The following is a 14,973-nucleotide window of genomic DNA, read 5'->3' on the forward strand; positions in this document are numbered from 1 at the left end:
GGTTTCGATGAAAATCCGCAACCGCTGTTTGAGGATGTCGCTACATCCACCTATAAGATGGAAACCACAGATGATCTGGATATATCGACTATAGAAAATTCTCTAGATAACAGTTTTGGAGAAAGTTCAGATTTAGCATCACTTCCATCACAGCCAGATGATTTGTTCGGTTTCGATGAAAATCCGCAACCGCTGTTTGAGGATGTCGCTACATCCACCTATATTCAGATGGAAACCACAGATAATCTGGATATATCGACTATAGAAAATTCTCTAGATAACAGTTTTGGGGAAACTTCAGATTTAGCATCACTTCAAACACAGCCAGATGATTTGCTCGACTCTTTCGATGAAGATCCGCAACTGCTGTTTGAGGATGTCGCTACATCTACTTATATTCAGATGGAAACCACAGATAATCTGGATATATCGACTATAGAAAATTCTCTAGATAACAGTTTTGGGGAAACTTCAGATTCTGAGCCGAACAATAACTTAGAAACTGCTTTTGAGTTCCCAGAAAACACAGATGAAGATACAAATCTGAGTTTGGCAAATGATCTATTGTTTACAGAAACTGCTCTATTCGAGGCAGAAAACCAGGAAGAATTAGGAGAAAGTGCAACAACAATTGATACGCAAACGGTTATTCAGAAAGGTGTAGAAACCGATTTGTGGAATCTAGCAGAGACATCTGAACCTGTACTACTGTCAGAGGGCGAAAACGCTCTTGTTACCTCAATTGAAGAATTGGTAACGACAGAAAACGTTGAAGCAGTTACTCCAGAAGATGATTTTGCTGACTTGGAAGCATTACTAGAAGAGGAAGTACAACTTAACCCCAAAGCTAGGGAGATACCAGAAGTAGATTTTGCAGCCCTAGAAGAATTGCTAGGTACAGATAACGCCAGCGATGCCAACGACGAGCTACGCCAACGCCAGCCCTTCAACACTCAACCAGTTGCGAAAAATGTCATTCCATTACCATCTATAGATGAATTTGGTGACTTGGAGAAGTTGCTGGCAGAAGCGGATCAAACAATATCTCATTCACCATCAGTAAAATCTAACACTAACAAAACTACCCGTCCCTCTACTCGTCGAGCTGCAAGATTTGAAGAAACTATGAAGGTTCCAGTTAAGCAACTGGACGATATGAGTAATTTAGTTGGGGAGTTGGTGGTAAATCGCAATACCTTAGAGCAGGATCATGAACGGCTGCGACAGTCATTAGATAACTTGCTGATTCAGGTACAACAACTCTCGGATGTCGGCGCGAGAATGCAGGAGTTGTACGAGCGATCGCTACTAGAAGCTTCTCTATTAGCTGGACGCAAAAACAACGACTCCGGTTTACAAGCGGCTGATTCCAATGCCGATAGGGGTTTTAGCGAGTTGGAAATGGATCGTTTTACTCCCTTCCATACCCTGTCCCAGCAGATGATTGAACGCATTGTGCGAGTGCGTGAGTCGGCAAGTGACATTGATTTCGTTACCGAAGAAACCGAGCGCGTAGCAAGGCAGTTCCGCCAAGTAACCACCCAGCTACAAGAGGGATTAACAAGAGCGCGAATGGTGCCTTTTGCTCAAACTATTGATCGCTGGCGGCGAGGAGTGCGCGACAATGCCATCAAGTGTGGCAAACAAGTGGAATTGGTAATTGAAGGTGGCGATACTTTAATTGACAAGATGATTTTGGATCATCTCACCGATCCGTTAACTCACATGCTGAATAATGCGATCGCTCACGGTATTGAAACGCCAGATCAAAGGCAAGCTGTTGGAAAACCACCTGTAGGAATCATTACTATCCGCGCCTTCCATCAAGGCAACCAAACGATCATTTCTGTAGGCGATGATGGCGCAGGCATCGATTCCGCAAAAGTTAAAGCTAAGGCGGTGAAGATTGGCATGATTACAGAAGCGCAGGCAAAAGCCATGTCTCGCCTGGAAGTCTACGATCTGCTGTTCCAGTCTGGTTTTACAATCAAAGACCAAGCAGATGAAATTTCTGGTCGTGGTGTGGGTATGGACGTAGTACGCTCCGAAATTAGCGAAATTCGGGGGACAGTGAACACCGATTCTACGATCGGTAAGGGAACCACCTTCACCATTCGTTTGCCACTGACTCTGAGTATTTGTAAAGCTCTCTGCTGCGTCTCTGATCGAGCCAGAATCGCTTTCCCGATGGACGGTGTAGAAGATACGCTAGATATACCAGTCAAGAATATCCAGCATGATGCCAATGGGGAATCATTTATTTCGTGGCGTGATACGGTGCTACCATTCCGACCTCTGAAAGAACTTTTAACCTTCAATCGCCAAATCAGTCGCGGCAACGTCTATGGCGGCACTAGAGATGATGATATGGTTTCTGTGGTCGTGGTGCGATCGGCAAATACCCTAATTGCTCTACAGATTGACCTAGTGTTGAGCGAACAAGAAATTGTAATTAAGCAGTTTGAAGGGCCAGCGCCTAAACCCATTGGTGTCGCTGGTGCTACAGTCCTGGGTGATGGTCGGATTATGCCTATTGCTGACGTACTAGAAATAATTGACATCTTCCAAGGACGGATTTCTACACAAATTGGTGGCAATTCTTGGCAACAGAAAGGAATTCCTGTAGACACCTCTCCTGCGAAGATTGACCCGACAGTGCTAATCGTCGATGACTCGATTACAGTCCGAGAGTTACTCTCCTTAACCTTTAATAAGGCAGGTTATCGTGTAGAACAGGCGCGTGATGGACAGGAGGCTTGGGATAAACTCCGTTCTGGTCTGCCTTGCGATATCGTATTTTGCGACATCGAAATGCCCCGTTGCGACGGTCTGGAGTTACTCTCTCGCATTCAGAAAGACTCTAACCTCAACCACTTACCGATCGCCATGCTCACCTCAAGAGGTGCAGACAAGCACAGACAAATTGCAGCTCAACTCGGTGCTAGTGGCTACTTTACCAAGCCTTATCTCGAAGAAGCTCTACTTGAAGCTGCGACGCGGATGTTGAAAGGGGAGAAACTTGTTAGCACTACAGGTAATGTTTAGTAAGTAACCTGAGTTCGGGTTAAGCCAGAAGCTGAAAAGCTTATTCTGTCAGGATTGAATAAAGCTGGAAGTGATGAAAGCAAGGATAAAAGTGGAATCATTTTGTCAATAAGGTTCATAAATGAAACTAATCTCAACAATATGTATTATTGACAATAGATAAAAACAGAGCTTTAAACCGAACAACGATAAGTCAAGGCTTTTGAGGATTTCTTATCCCGAACTCAGGTTAAGTAATAAAAGACCTTGACAGGTTTACTGCAAGGTCTTTTACTTAAACGAGATAAAATTAAAATATAGCAACCGCCACAGCACTTAGGACAATAGTACACTGTGGCGAAAGTTTGCCTTTTCCAAATTGCTGTGCTTTGGTTCGTAGAACTTTTTGAAGATAATCCGAAAATATCTGAAAATATTGCCTAAATGGCAACATTGCTCTGCTGAGTTTAGGTATTGTCAGTGTTAAGTTTATCCATTGTGGATTCTCTACTCAGACTTATTTATTAATTACGTAAATCTTGTATAAAAAACTATAACTAACCTAGTTTTAGTACTGAATAACAAATTTGCACTTTTATCTACTCAACTTTATATATACAGGAGGAGCGAATTTGGTATACTAAATTCCTTGTATATACCAAAATCTACGTTAGAAGGAGAACAGAGTAAACATCTAAGCAAAAGAGAGTATAACGATGTAAAACTACATTATAACCTCTAATAACACTCATTTAGGCTGCAACTCGCCTTTGAAAGCGAAATATGTAGCTTTTCTGTAGTTGACTAGTGCTAGATTTAAGTTACTCTTAAAGCTGATCGTTTCTTGTAAGAATCTACCCTGACAGAAGTGTATAAAGATATAGTTAAATTTAGAAATTCTGTCCGAGATTTTTAATTTACAAACTGAATAGTTTGATACGGCACTCAAAAACCTGATCCACTACCCTAAACAAGGTAGTCAATTAACGACTCAATATCATCTGTCTGGTAATTGTATTGAATAGTTTACAATACCAATGGATGAGAAAATCTAAAGAAAATATAAAAGAAACTCAAATTACTGTGGTGTCTGGAGGACAAAAGTGTTTCTGAGACTAGCACATCAACATCGACAATTCGTCCAAGACTTGGTAATGAACCTGCAAGCCTTGGCCGTTGTATTAGAGCGGCGCGGGTATCCTGCATCCTGCTACACCTGTGGCGATCAAATGAATAGTGCATCGTTTATGGTTAGCCTGGGTGATAACCACCTGATTCGGTTTTTAGTGTCCGATTACGGCATTACTTGGACAGAAATGCGGGATGACCGCGAATTAATGAAGCTAGAAGGTGCAGAGGCGATTAGCCAATTAGACGACCTGGCTGATCTTGTAAAGCAATCCATGCAAACCGATACAGGCTCTAAAACTCTTGCCAAGAAGTATTAAGGTTCCAAAGGTCGATGGCAAATTAGAAATTGATCATCGTAATTGGTAATGGTGGCTTAGTTAGCGATCGCTCTTAACCTGTTCTCCATTACCATTAAGTGATTGGCCCGTGGCTAGCCATCGCATGTTTTTTTGTATCTGCCAAAACCTCACAAGCCGGATTCTAAGCCTTTAAATAGAAAATTGGTAAAACGCACAAGATAATTAGTAATTACTAATTCATAATTCATAATTAAAAGCCAGGTTCAAAAAACCTGCAACTATCAAGCAAGCAACTCCGTTTTCCTTGAATCTAAATTTATTTATATAAGGCATTTATGAATTATCAATTATGGATTATGAATTTTTAATGAATTTTCTCGCTGACACATCAACCAAACAGTTAAAGTCCATTGCCAATCAAAATAAAGGCTGCTCAGTAGTACGGGTGACTAAAATCACTAACTGAGGTAAAGTGGACATCGTAGCTTCTTACCCTCAAGTCCCCAATAATTAATGAGACTTGAGCTTGGCGTAAACGACATTTCTAAAGTTAACGCGATCGCCATTCCTGAATAAAACAAATGAATCTTCTGGTTTAAGCTTTTGTGCTTACAAGTTGCACAACTAAAAATTTAGGTAAAAACTTCAAGTCCTCTCCCTTGCTCCTCTGCACCCCTGCCCCCTTGCGGTCTCAACATGCAGATTAAATGATTATTAGCTTACCTACCACAAAGGCTGCATGAGTCGCTAAATGGACAATTGTATAATCACCCATTTGGGGTACAGTAACTTTGGGGCTAAAGGCATCGTCTAAAAGCTTCGTAGTTTCAGGAACCGCAGCTGCTAGACTTTCTACTTCTCGCATGCAAAAGGCAATCCAGCGAAAGCAACCTGTAGATTCCCAACTTTGATTTGATAATTACCTTTAGTAAAAGCATCGGCTAAAACCTGCAAAGCAGATTGTTTTGGGGTATTTTAAGTTAGTCAGGTTGGCAGATGTAATGTGATTGACAGCCAAGTGCTGCACTAGCCATTGTTTGCCATTATATAAAGCAGTTAAAGGAATATAGCGTAATATCAATTCTCCAAAAGGAGGCAACAGATATAAATCACGAAAGTCTTATGCGTAAATCAGAGTTTGTGTGCAATTAATTTTTATGCTATTCAATAATTTGGAAAATTTATTTATAGGTGCTGAGGAATTTGAAGATGTCAGAAGAAAAACCTAGCCAACCAAAACTACCACCAACCAGCGCCCTTGATAATCCATCAAGTCCTGAATTTGAGAATTGGTTTGAATATCCTGTCAGAGTGCAACCTCACCAAACTGATTATGCCGGTCTTGTCTGGCACGGTTCCTATATAGCTTGGATGGAAGAAGCACGGATTGAATGCTTGCGATCTATAGGGATTGAATTTGCTGATTTAGTCGCTATAGGTTGTGATTTACCAGTAGTAGAACTGTCGGTGCGCTATCACCGTTCAATAAAATTGGGTATGGCAGTGTTAGTAAAAACGCGCATGGCTGAAGTGACTGGTGTGCGAATCAATTGGGATTATGCCATTGTCTCGACTGATGGGCAACAATTGTACGTTACTGCTAAGGTGACTTTAGTAGCTTTAGATAGCGAAAGAGGTAAAATTATGCGTCAGTTACCGGCGAGTGTTAAGGATGCACTGGCTAAAATTTCAGCATTAAATAAAAATTGACCAATAAAAGTTGTAATTTCATATTTTATACTTCACCTTTCATTAGCAAAAGTAAAGTATATATTTTTACTTTCCAATTTGGATCTGCGACAGTTTTTGAGCAAACTGCGTTACATAATGCCAAATATCTTGTGGAGTAATGCCAAAACTAATATTTAATAAAACAAGGATTGCCGCAATAGTTAATGCAGTACTCACGGTTGCTTTCAGCAATTTCCATAATATTATGAAGATTATCCAAGCTATAATCAACGTAATAATCATATATATTAATTCCTTAATAATTGTCCTTGTCTAAGAAGGTCTTTATTTAGAAAGGGTAAATTTTTATCTGAAATAAAAATTACTAGTGCTAAAGCTATTAGACCTAATTTGGAATAGATACTAAAGCTAAGATTTTTGTCTAACTGTGCCAATGCCATATTAGCTGAAAATGATCCAATTATTCGGGTAAAAGGCAACTTATTTGGCAATTTGGCAGAATTACTGGAAAGATTTTTTTGAAATTTATTGTATCAATAATCACAAGATACAAGAGTTAGATTAGGACTCCGATTTGATTTTTGAAAACATACTGAGACTGAAAAGGCTTTTGTCTCAGGGTTGCATTTGAAATTTTGTTCAAAAATAAGACAGGAGTCCTAATAGTTGCTAAAAAAATCTATTCGGCAACTAGTAAGATAATTACTGTATCAACTCGAAGGAGTCAAAAAACTTTCTGACATCACTGACTTGAGGATTTTTATCGCTTCCAACAAAGAGTATATACAACCGTTGATTAACAATAAAAACTCTACCCGTCATAAAAATTCCTTCTTTTTCATCCCACAGCTTCATTTCTATGCCAGGATATACACCTATAGTAATATTTTCCTGACTTAGTAATTTTTTCCCATCTTCTAATATTACCTTGTACAGCGAAATCCAATAATTCACTTGAAGGAATCTGAGTCACATCATTGTTAAAGTCAGCATAGCTAACCATAAACACATTTGTTTCATTAGTACTCAGATACATTTTTGTAGACTCAACAACGTCAGGCTTTTTATTTTGCTCTGGTGTGATATCTGAAATTTCCTCACCCGGCATGAGAATAGAGAATTGGCCGTCATCTGGAGAAAATTTTTTCCATTCTGATGCTGGTGCGATCGCACTTGATGTCGTGTTTGTAGTTGATAACCTAGAAGAAATGTTAGAGCGAGGTTGTAATTGGTTGGATGATTACTTTGTTACCCGTCCTGATATGCGAAAAGAAATTTGCCCTGAGAATAAATAGCCACGCTACACTTTATTAGGGTTGAAGAGAAAGTGCGATCGGTTTATTGTTGATGGGATAGAGTGTGATCGCATTTATTAGGTTTTGGGAATTGTGCGATCTCATTTATTGTTGAGAGGATGAAGTGCGATCGCATTTGGGTTGATGGGATAGAGTGCGATCGCATTTGTGATGTTAGGAAAGTGCGATCACATTTGTTGGGTTTGTGGATGGCGATCGCCTTTTGGTTTTTTGGAAAGTGCGTTAGCGCAGCTTAACGAAGTTATCGCTTTTGTTGGGTTTACGGGAGAGAGTGCGTTAGCGCAGCTTAATGAAGTTATCGCCTAAAACAGAGTTTTGCTTACCGCCACAACCACTCATGCAAGGATATAACATTTAGAATACTAACAATTAATCTGGGACTTTTGGCTTTTAAGCAGAGAAAATAAATGAGAAGTTGGCGGTGAGGAGTAATGCCGAAAAAAGTAAGAGAGTTGAAAGCAATGGTGTCAAAAGTTGGCTATATTCTTCAACCAGGAAGAGGTAAAGGAAGTCATACATATTGGAAGCATCCGTTATTACCCGAAGAACCCTTGACCATACCAGGTAAAGACGGCGATGATGCTCCGTTATATTTAGAAAAAAACATCCTACGGGTGCTGAAAAAACTGCAAGAAATGGAAAACACGGAAAACGAAGCAAAACAGGAGCCAGAAGAATGAACTATCACTACAGCATGGTAATTCAATGGTCGGAGGAAGATAGACTTTTTTTAGTACACTTACCTGAGTTCCCCTGGCAACAATTTCATACGCATGGTAGGACTTATGAAGAAGCAGCAAAAAATGGTCAGGAAGTAATTGAGACTTTTGTGGAAATGTTGAAAGAAGAAAACAAACCACTACCAGAACCGAGAATGCTTCCTAAAAAACCGTTGCAAGTTGCGTAAGTTAAGTGGGGGCTACGCATTTATTGTAGTTACGGAAGTGCGATCGCATTTGGGTTGATGGGAAAGAGTGCGATCGTATTTGTTAGGTTTGTGAGAAAGTGCGATCGCATTTATTAGGTTAATCCCAAACTGATGTGCGATCGCATCTCTGAATTTTTGGTTTTCTTCTGGTGTAACTCGTCTTGCCCTTTCAAAAGGAAACTCAGATTCCTGACTCATATTGTTGACACTCCCTTTTTGTCGCTTTTCTTGCACTAATTATCACAACTGGATTTAACCTTTAGCCTTCAGCCTAATGCTGAAGGCTAAACAGGAATTGGACAAGAAGCAGAAAATCTGCCTTTTGGGTATCTGAACTAAAGGTTTTTATCGCAGAGAAATTATCCGCGAGTGAGTTTCTAACTTTTCAGTCGCTGCTAAAACTTCTTGTCTTGCCCATTTATCTGCTGTCAAAATGTCATCTAAAGAGGGATTAGAACGGTTATCATTTTGATGGCGATCGCATACCCATTCGATACACCGGGGAATATCTAAAAACCGAATTTTTTCTGATAAAAATAAAGCTACAGCTTGCTCATTTGCGGCATTTAACACAGCTGGCATCGAACCACCAGCCTTACCCACAGCATAAGCTAACTGCATACAGGGATACTTTTGGTGATCTGGTTCACGGAAGGTTAAGTTTCCAGCTTTGACTAAATCTAGTCGTTCCCAGTTGGTGTAAATGCGATCGGGCCAAGATAGTGCATACAGCAAAGGTAAGCGCATATCCGGCCAACCGAGTTGGGCTAAAACTGAAGTATCTTGCAGTTCAATCAGCGAGTGAATAATGCTCTGGGGATGAATGACAATTTCGATATTGTCATAATCCAACCCAAACAGGAAGTGAGCCTCAATTACCTCCAGTCCTTTATTCATCAAAGTAGCAGAGTCTACAGTGATTTTACGCCCCATCGACCAATTAGGATGCTTGAGAGCATCAGCAACGGTTACATCTGCTAACTTTTCTACATCCCAGTCTCGGAAAGCCCCACCAGATGCAGTCAGCAAAATTTTCCGCAAGCCTCCCTTTGGCACACCTTGGAGGCATTGAAAGATTGCGGAATGTTCGGAATCGGCAGGGAGTAATTTTACACCATGTTTTTCGACTAGGGGTAGAACCACAGGGGCCCCAGCAATCAGAGTTTCTTTGTTTGCTAAGGCAATATCTTTACCAGCTTCAATAGCTGCGATCGTGGGTAGCAAACCAGCACAACCAACGATCCCAGTGACAACGGTTTGAGCATCGCCGTAGCGAGCTACTTCTATCACTCCCACCTCACCAGCCAATAAAATCGGTTGGGGATCGAGGTCAATGATAGCTTCTTTGAGCGCTGGTAATTTATCTTCTGAGCAAATGGCTGCTATTTCCGGTCGAAACTGTCGAATTTGAGCAGCCAACATCTCTACATTGTTCCCAGCTGCCAATCCCACAATCCGAAACTGATCTGGGTACTGAGTGACAATATCTAAAGTCTGAGTACCAATAGAACCAGTGGAACCAACAAGAGTAATCGCTTTCACAATTGCTTAAGGATTTACAGACAACTCCCACTATAAATTGCCGGGGACTCTTTAATAACAGGAATCACTACAATCGATACACTGATGACGACGAGGAGAGACGCAGGGAGGGGAAGAAGGAAAATTTCTCTCTGTCTCCTTGTCTTTGTGCTTGCGCCAGCCCTAATCACTTAGTTTCAAGGTTTTATAACAGATAAATCTAAAAAAATGGATGAATATTTGCGATAATAAATAAAATTGTTCTAAGCTCAAATACTGTATAAAAATAAACTTGCACATTTGGGATGCTCCCAAAAATATGACCTTGCAGAAATATTAGCTTACCAAGCTAAATTTCCTTCTCAAAAAGATGTCAAATGGGTTCTATAGGAAAATTAATTTCGCTCTCTGTAATCTATGCGTCTCTGCAATTGGTTAAGAAAGAATAAAACCACAGAGGCGTAAAGAAGCCAATGCGTTGCGGAGCAAGTGTGGTCTTCTCCCAAGGGGAGACGCCAAGGGCGATAGCGCAGCGTTAGCGAGTTATCGAGCGTCTGGGAGTTTCCCCCATGAACAACTTGCGTCGGGGTTCCCCCCGTTGTAGCAACTGGCGCAGTACAGAAAAATAAGAGTGCAAAGGTGTAAGTAATATTTAAGTGATCTGCAAAAACCTAGACTTTTTTTGATACTATTTAAGACCAGACTCTTGAAATATTGATTGACGTATGAGCAAAGGTACCCTGTTTGATAAAGTTTGGGACTTACACACCGTTGGTACACTTCCCTCAGGACTGACGCAACTATTTATCGGGCTTCACCTAATTCATGAAGTCACCAGTCCCCAAGCCTTTGCTATGTTACGCGAGAGGGGTCTAAAAGTGCTGTTTCCAGAGCGGACTGTGGCCACAGTCGATCATATTGTGCCTACAGAAAACCAGGCGCGTCCCTTTGCCGATAACTTGGCAGAGGAAATGATCGAGGCGCTAGAAAATAACTGTCAAGAAAATAACATAACTTTTTACAATATCGGTTCTGGTAGCCAGGGTATAGTTCACGTAATTGCTCCAGAACTTGGGCTGACTCAGCCAGGAATGACGATCGCTTGTGGAGATAGTCACACTTCCAGTCATGGAGCATTTGGTGCGATCGCATTTGGTATTGGTACTAGCCAAGTCCGAGATGTTCTCGCTTCCCAAACCCTTGCTCTTTCCAAACTGAAAGTCCGCAAAATCGCAGTTAACGGCACTCTCAACCCTGGAGTTTACGCCAAAGATGTAATTTTACATATCATCCGCTCACTTGGTGTTAAAGGTGGCGTAGGCTATGCTTACGAATTTGCCGGTACGACATTTGAGCAAATGAATATGGAAGAGAGGATGACTGTCTGCAATATGGCGATCGAAGGTGGTGCTAGATGCGGTTACGTTAATCCCGATCAAGTCACCTACGATTACCTCAAAGGCAGGGATTTTGCACCCATTGATGCAGATTGGGACAAAGCAGTAGCTTGGTGGGAATCCATCAAAAGTGATGCTGATGCTGAGTACGATGATATAGTGCTATTCAACGCTGCCGAAATTTCTCCTACCGTCACCTGGGGGATTACTCCCGGTCAAGGTATCGGTGTCAACCAGTCAGTGCCTCAACCGGAAGAACTGCTAGAAGAAGACCGATTTATTGCCGAAGAAGCTTACCGCTACATGGATTTATATCCTGGTCAGCCGATCAAAGGCACTAAAATAGATGTCTGCTTTATTGGTAGTTGCACCAACGGCAGAATTACTGATTTGCGAGAAGCGGCAAAAATCGCCAAAGGTCGCCACGTTGCAGAAGGAATCAAAGCTTTTGTTGTCCCAGGTTCTGAAAGGGTAAAGGAAGAAGCGGAAGCTGAAGGACTAGATAAAATCTTTCAGGAAGCCGGATTTGAATGGCGGGAACCGGGATGTTCCATGTGCCTAGCGATGAACCCCGATAAACTGCAAGGAAGACAAATCAGTGCCTCCTCCTCCAACCGCAACTTTAAAGGAAGACAGGGTTCCTCTTCCGGTCGTACATTATTAATGAGTCCGGCGATGGTCGCCACAGCTGCCATTAAAGGCGAAGTCTCTGATGTGCGCGAGTTACTGTAACCCATCTTGTAACAAAGAAAACTCTTTTAAACTTTCTTTTCTTTCCTTTGCGTCCTACCCTTCGGGAAGCCACTTCGTGTCTATGCGTTCTTTGCGGTTCGTTTCTTATAAAAATTATGGTGAGTGAAGTTAAAACAGTTTCAGGGCGCGGTATCCCCTTAGTGGGTAATGATATAGATACCGATCGCATCATTCCCGCGCGATATTTGAAAGCCGTTACCTTTGATGGGTTAGGTGAAGGCGCGTTTATTGATGACCGGACAGCACTTAAAGGTGAACATCCCTTTGACCAACCCCAGTACCAAGGGGCGAATATTTTAATAGTCAACCGTAACTTTGGCTGTGGTTCATCACGGGAACATGCACCTCAAGCGATCGCAAAATGGGGAATCCAAGCTTTAATCGGTGAAAGTTTTGCCGAAATCTTTTTCGGTAACTGTGTGGCAATGGGTATACCTTGTGTAACAGCCGATGCTGTTACTGTCAAACAATTACAAGATTTAGTGGCTGCTAATCCCCAAGCTGACGTAACAGTGAATCTGGAAACTTTGCAAGTACAAATTAGTGATTACACTGCCCCAGTTGCGATCGGTGAAGGGACAAGAAGCACATTTCTTTCTGGAACTTGGGACGCTTGCGGTCAGTTGGTAGCCAATGCTGACCAAGTTCGGGTAACGGCAGCAAAATTACCTTACGTAGGTTGGGGCAATTTTGCTGCAAGTTAGGATTTCCTTATTCTCTGGTTATCAGCCAGGGAATAAGGCACTTCTAAATAAAAAATATACTATCACTGTAGAGGCAGAGGGGCAGGGAGCAGGGAGCAGGGGGAGCAGAAATCGTGGTGAAGTCGAGAAATTGGATGATTTATTTTTTGGAGTTCCCTAAGAAAATGCCAAAAATTTTATAACCTCCATAAAAACATCAAAAATTGAAGCTTTTCGTGCTTGCAAAGAGCAATTCACCGCAAGCACAATGGAATATTCGGCAAGATGCCCACTCTACAAAATTGGATAATTTATTTTGTTGGAAATCCCTAATTCACAATCCCAAGCACACTAGCTCTGTTGAGCAACGCCAAGAAAAGCAATTTCCTCAACATTCAATACATTCAACGTGAACTGATCCCGCGTAATGGTGTAATTGTTGGAGCTGCCTAGAATGGTATAATCACTTTTGAAATCAGGCAAAATTAGCTTATCTGATCCCGATTCACCATTGATGGTGGCATTACCGTAACCAACATCAAACGTGTCGGAGCCACCTCCACCCTTAATCAAGACATCGGCAATAACACCTCCTTGGCCTAAAACGGGATTACCATTAGCATCAATTCGACGAGCTTTGAAGTAATCGTTACCGTTTCCACCATCAATGGTGCCACCTTGGATACCAATGCTGGTGCCATATCCAGTAAGGGTATCTAAGCCATCGCCTAATTTGATGATGCCACCGTTAACAATGCCTATACCTTCACCGGGCCCAAGCTCCCCAAAAGGGGTATCGTAGCTCCCTTTACCGCCCTTGCCGATACCAGTAATAGAATCGTTTCCTTGCCCTGCATCGATCACGCTACCCTTGTTGTTGGAGATGCCTACACCCCTACCTGCATTGAATGATCTAAAAGGTTCTAAACTTGCATTACTGCCGTTGCCGATACCAGTAATAGAATCGTTTCCTTTCCCTCCACTAATCACGCTAGCACCACTGTTGAAGATGCCTGTACCATCTTCTCCAGTTCCACCATTTCCAGTTCCCTTGATAGAATCGTTCCCTTCTCCTCCATTAATATTGCTGCTGTCAGTGTTAGAGATTCCTACAGCAGGCCCCTCAAATACTGCAATTCCAGTTCCCTCGATAGAGTCGTCCCCTAATCCTCCATCAATGCGGCTATTCTGAGTATTATTGATGCCTGTAGCAGGTTTAAGGTCATCATTGGATACCTCGGCTCCCTTTCCGGTTCCGAAGATTAAATCTTTTCCATCTCCTCCATTAATGTAGCCGCCCTGAGTGTTAGAGATACCTATACCGCGTGCAGTCTCACCTCGATAGCCCTCACCGGCAGTGCCAGTGCCCTTGATACTATCGTCTCCTATCCCTGCATTGATAGTGCCAGTGTTAGCAATGCCTGTGCCTGCGCTAAAATTGAAAGTCTCGTTACTGCCGGTGCTAGTACCCTGGATAGTGTCATTACCTGCTTGAGTATCAATGATTCCCTTTTTTTGAACCTCAATTCCAATTGCTGGGAATGCATTATCCTCTTGTCCTATTACAAGATCGGAACCAGAAGTCCCTATGAATGGGGGTAAAGAAACGATTAGTCTGGGCATAATATAATTTTCCGCAATTGTGTGTGATGAAGTTTTAACCCCTGAAAGTCTTGCTCTTTGAAGAATAATTCTCTAAGTCAAAATTTCAGTAGATCGAAAAGTTTTGATATCCCCTTAAAGATGCGGGGTAAGCAACTATTCTGCTAACCATGACCTGACCATTGGGATTAAGAGAAGATTTGTGGCAAATAATACTTTATAAGCAGTAGTTTATAAACAACGGTTAGGCAATACCAGATCAAGTAAACGATATGTTAATGTTCCTCAACCTAGTTAGTAACTGTTTAGTTTACGTTGGGCGCACAAACTTTATGCAGAACCTAGCAATTTTTTATAAAAGTTCATAAAAACGCTGCATAAGTCTTTTTTATATTTCTGACAATAAATATACCTTTTTTACCGATGTGCAGAGATTATAGGCTTATTCGTCAATATCCTTTCTTCAATTCAACCTTGTATCTTAGAAATAGTAGTAGACCGTCCCAACCCCCTTAAGAGGATGTTTGAAAAGTGGTATCTTGTGCTTTTAATCACATTTTTACCCCCCTTAATCCCCCCGATATATTGGGGGGAAACAAGAAAAATCTGGTTCCCTCACGCCACATG

The 14,973-nt window shown here is 41.6% G+C and carries 14 protein-coding genes and 1 pseudogene; 9 read left to right on the top strand and 6 right to left on the bottom strand.

Going from position 1 to position 14,973, the window contains the following annotated elements; all coding sequences use genetic code 11:
- Positions 1–3,045 (top strand): hybrid sensor histidine kinase/response regulator (locus RMY00_RS14690; RefSeq protein WP_322648233.1); only part of this gene is annotated, 3,045 nt, incomplete at its 5' end.
- 1,082 nt (positions 3,046–4,127) lie between these two features.
- Positions 4,128–4,472, top strand: coding sequence for a DUF1815 family protein (locus tag RMY00_RS14695; RefSeq protein ID WP_100898754.1), 345 nt, complete (start codon positions 4,128–4,130; stop codon positions 4,470–4,472).
- 700 nt (positions 4,473–5,172) lie between these two features.
- On the opposite strand, the pseudogene RMY00_RS14700 reads toward RMY00_RS14695, so the two are convergent.
- Positions 5,173–5,529 (bottom strand): annotated as a pseudogene (locus tag RMY00_RS14700) (CHAT domain-containing protein); the annotation flags it as partial.
- Between the two features lie 134 nt (positions 5,530–5,663).
- On the opposite strand from RMY00_RS14700, the gene RMY00_RS14705 reads away from it, so the two are divergent.
- Positions 5,664–6,164 carry a thioesterase family protein gene (locus RMY00_RS14705; RefSeq protein ID WP_322648234.1) on the top strand — a complete coding sequence of 167 codons (501 nt, stop codon included), beginning with the start codon at positions 5,664–5,666 and terminating at the stop codon, positions 6,162–6,164.
- Between the two features lie 66 nt (positions 6,165–6,230).
- Here the strand turns inward: RMY00_RS14705 and RMY00_RS14710 are convergent, their stop codons facing one another.
- Both RMY00_RS14710 and RMY00_RS14715 read right to left on the bottom strand, forming a co-directional pair.
- On the bottom strand, positions 6,231–6,428 hold the full coding sequence (locus tag RMY00_RS14710; RefSeq protein WP_322648235.1) for a hypothetical protein: 198 nt from the start codon (positions 6,426–6,428) through the stop codon (positions 6,231–6,233).
- A gap of 420 nt (positions 6,429–6,848) precedes the next feature.
- Positions 6,849–7,100 carry a hypothetical protein gene (locus tag RMY00_RS14715; protein WP_322648236.1) on the bottom strand — a complete coding sequence of 84 codons (252 nt, stop codon included), beginning with the start codon at positions 7,098–7,100 and terminating at the stop codon, positions 6,849–6,851.
- Positions 7,101–7,225: 125 nt separating this feature from the next.
- Between RMY00_RS14715 and RMY00_RS14720 the strand changes: the two genes are divergently transcribed.
- From RMY00_RS14720 to RMY00_RS14735, 4 genes are all read left to right on the top strand, one after another.
- The gene (locus tag RMY00_RS14720; protein ID WP_322648237.1) at positions 7,226–7,441 is read left to right on the top strand and encodes a hypothetical protein; all 216 of its coding nucleotides are present in this window, start codon (positions 7,226–7,228) and stop codon (positions 7,439–7,441) included.
- Positions 7,442–7,560: 119 nt separating this feature from the next.
- Positions 7,561–7,698 carry a hypothetical protein gene (locus tag RMY00_RS14725; protein WP_322648238.1) on the top strand — a complete coding sequence of 46 codons (138 nt, stop codon included), beginning with the start codon at positions 7,561–7,563 and terminating at the stop codon, positions 7,696–7,698.
- A 195-nt stretch (positions 7,699–7,893) separates the two neighbouring features.
- On the top strand, positions 7,894–8,142 hold the full coding sequence (locus tag RMY00_RS14730) for a type II toxin-antitoxin system HicA family toxin (protein ID WP_322648239.1): 249 nt from the start codon (positions 7,894–7,896) through the stop codon (positions 8,140–8,142).
- Positions 8,139–8,369, top strand: a complete 231-nt coding sequence (locus tag RMY00_RS14735; protein ID WP_096575287.1) for a type II toxin-antitoxin system HicB family antitoxin — start codon at positions 8,139–8,141, stop codon at positions 8,367–8,369. The genes RMY00_RS14730 and RMY00_RS14735 overlap by 4 nt, the downstream gene beginning before the upstream one ends.
- A gap of 12 nt (positions 8,370–8,381) precedes the next feature.
- Here RMY00_RS14735 and RMY00_RS14740 read toward each other — a convergent pair whose 3' ends face one another.
- Together RMY00_RS14740 and dxr are read right to left on the bottom strand one after the other, a co-directional pair.
- On the bottom strand, positions 8,382–8,588 hold the full coding sequence (locus RMY00_RS14740; RefSeq protein ID WP_322648240.1) for a hypothetical protein: 207 nt from the start codon (positions 8,586–8,588) through the stop codon (positions 8,382–8,384).
- 147 nt (positions 8,589–8,735) lie between these two features.
- The gene (dxr, locus tag RMY00_RS14745) at positions 8,736–9,932 is read right to left on the bottom strand and encodes a 1-deoxy-D-xylulose-5-phosphate reductoisomerase (RefSeq protein ID WP_322648241.1); all 1,197 of its coding nucleotides are present in this window, start codon (positions 9,930–9,932) and stop codon (positions 8,736–8,738) included.
- A gap of 704 nt (positions 9,933–10,636) precedes the next feature.
- Here dxr and leuC point away from each other — a divergent pair.
- Together leuC and leuD are read left to right on the top strand one after the other, a co-directional pair.
- Complete coding sequence (gene leuC / locus RMY00_RS14750) at positions 10,637–12,040, top strand: 3-isopropylmalate dehydratase large subunit (RefSeq protein WP_322648242.1); 1,404 nt, start codon at positions 10,637–10,639, stop codon at positions 12,038–12,040.
- A gap of 116 nt (positions 12,041–12,156) precedes the next feature.
- Positions 12,157–12,765, top strand: a complete 609-nt coding sequence (gene leuD, locus RMY00_RS14755; protein WP_322648243.1) for a 3-isopropylmalate dehydratase small subunit — start codon at positions 12,157–12,159, stop codon at positions 12,763–12,765.
- Between the two features lie 330 nt (positions 12,766–13,095).
- On the opposite strand, the gene RMY00_RS14760 is transcribed toward leuD, so the two are convergent.
- Positions 13,096–14,367 (bottom strand): hypothetical protein, encoded by a 1,272-nt coding sequence (locus RMY00_RS14760; protein WP_322648244.1) that lies wholly within the window; start codon positions 14,365–14,367, stop codon positions 13,096–13,098.
- Positions 14,368–14,973: the final 606 nt, after the last annotated feature.

The sequence above is a fragment of the Nostoc sp. ChiVER01 genome, from assembly GCF_034531155.1.
Taxonomy (GTDB): domain Bacteria; phylum Cyanobacteriota; class Cyanobacteriia; order Cyanobacteriales; family Nostocaceae; genus Nostoc.

Coding starts and splice junctions, on each gene's coding strand:
- RMY00_RS14705 (WP_322648234.1), top strand. CDS start 5,664: ATGTCAGAAGAAAAACCTAGCCAACCAAAACTACCACCAACCAGCGCC.
- RMY00_RS14710 (WP_322648235.1), bottom strand. CDS start 6,428: ATGATTATTACGTTGATTATAGCTTGGATAATCTTCATAATATTATGG.
- RMY00_RS14725 (WP_322648238.1), top strand. CDS start 7,561: ATGAAGTGCGATCGCATTTGGGTTGATGGGATAGAGTGCGATCGCATT.
- RMY00_RS14730 (WP_322648239.1), top strand. CDS start 7,894: ATGCCGAAAAAAGTAAGAGAGTTGAAAGCAATGGTGTCAAAAGTTGGC.
- RMY00_RS14735 (WP_096575287.1), top strand. CDS start 8,139: ATGAACTATCACTACAGCATGGTAATTCAATGGTCGGAGGAAGATAGA.
- RMY00_RS14740 (WP_322648240.1), bottom strand. CDS start 8,588: ATGAGTCAGGAATCTGAGTTTCCTTTTGAAAGGGCAAGACGAGTTACA.
- leuC (WP_322648242.1), top strand. CDS start 10,637: ATGAGCAAAGGTACCCTGTTTGATAAAGTTTGGGACTTACACACCGTT.
- leuD (WP_322648243.1), top strand. CDS start 12,157: ATGGTGAGTGAAGTTAAAACAGTTTCAGGGCGCGGTATCCCCTTAGTG.
- RMY00_RS14760 (WP_322648244.1), bottom strand. CDS start 14,367: ATGCCCAGACTAATCGTTTCTTTACCCCCATTCATAGGGACTTCTGGT.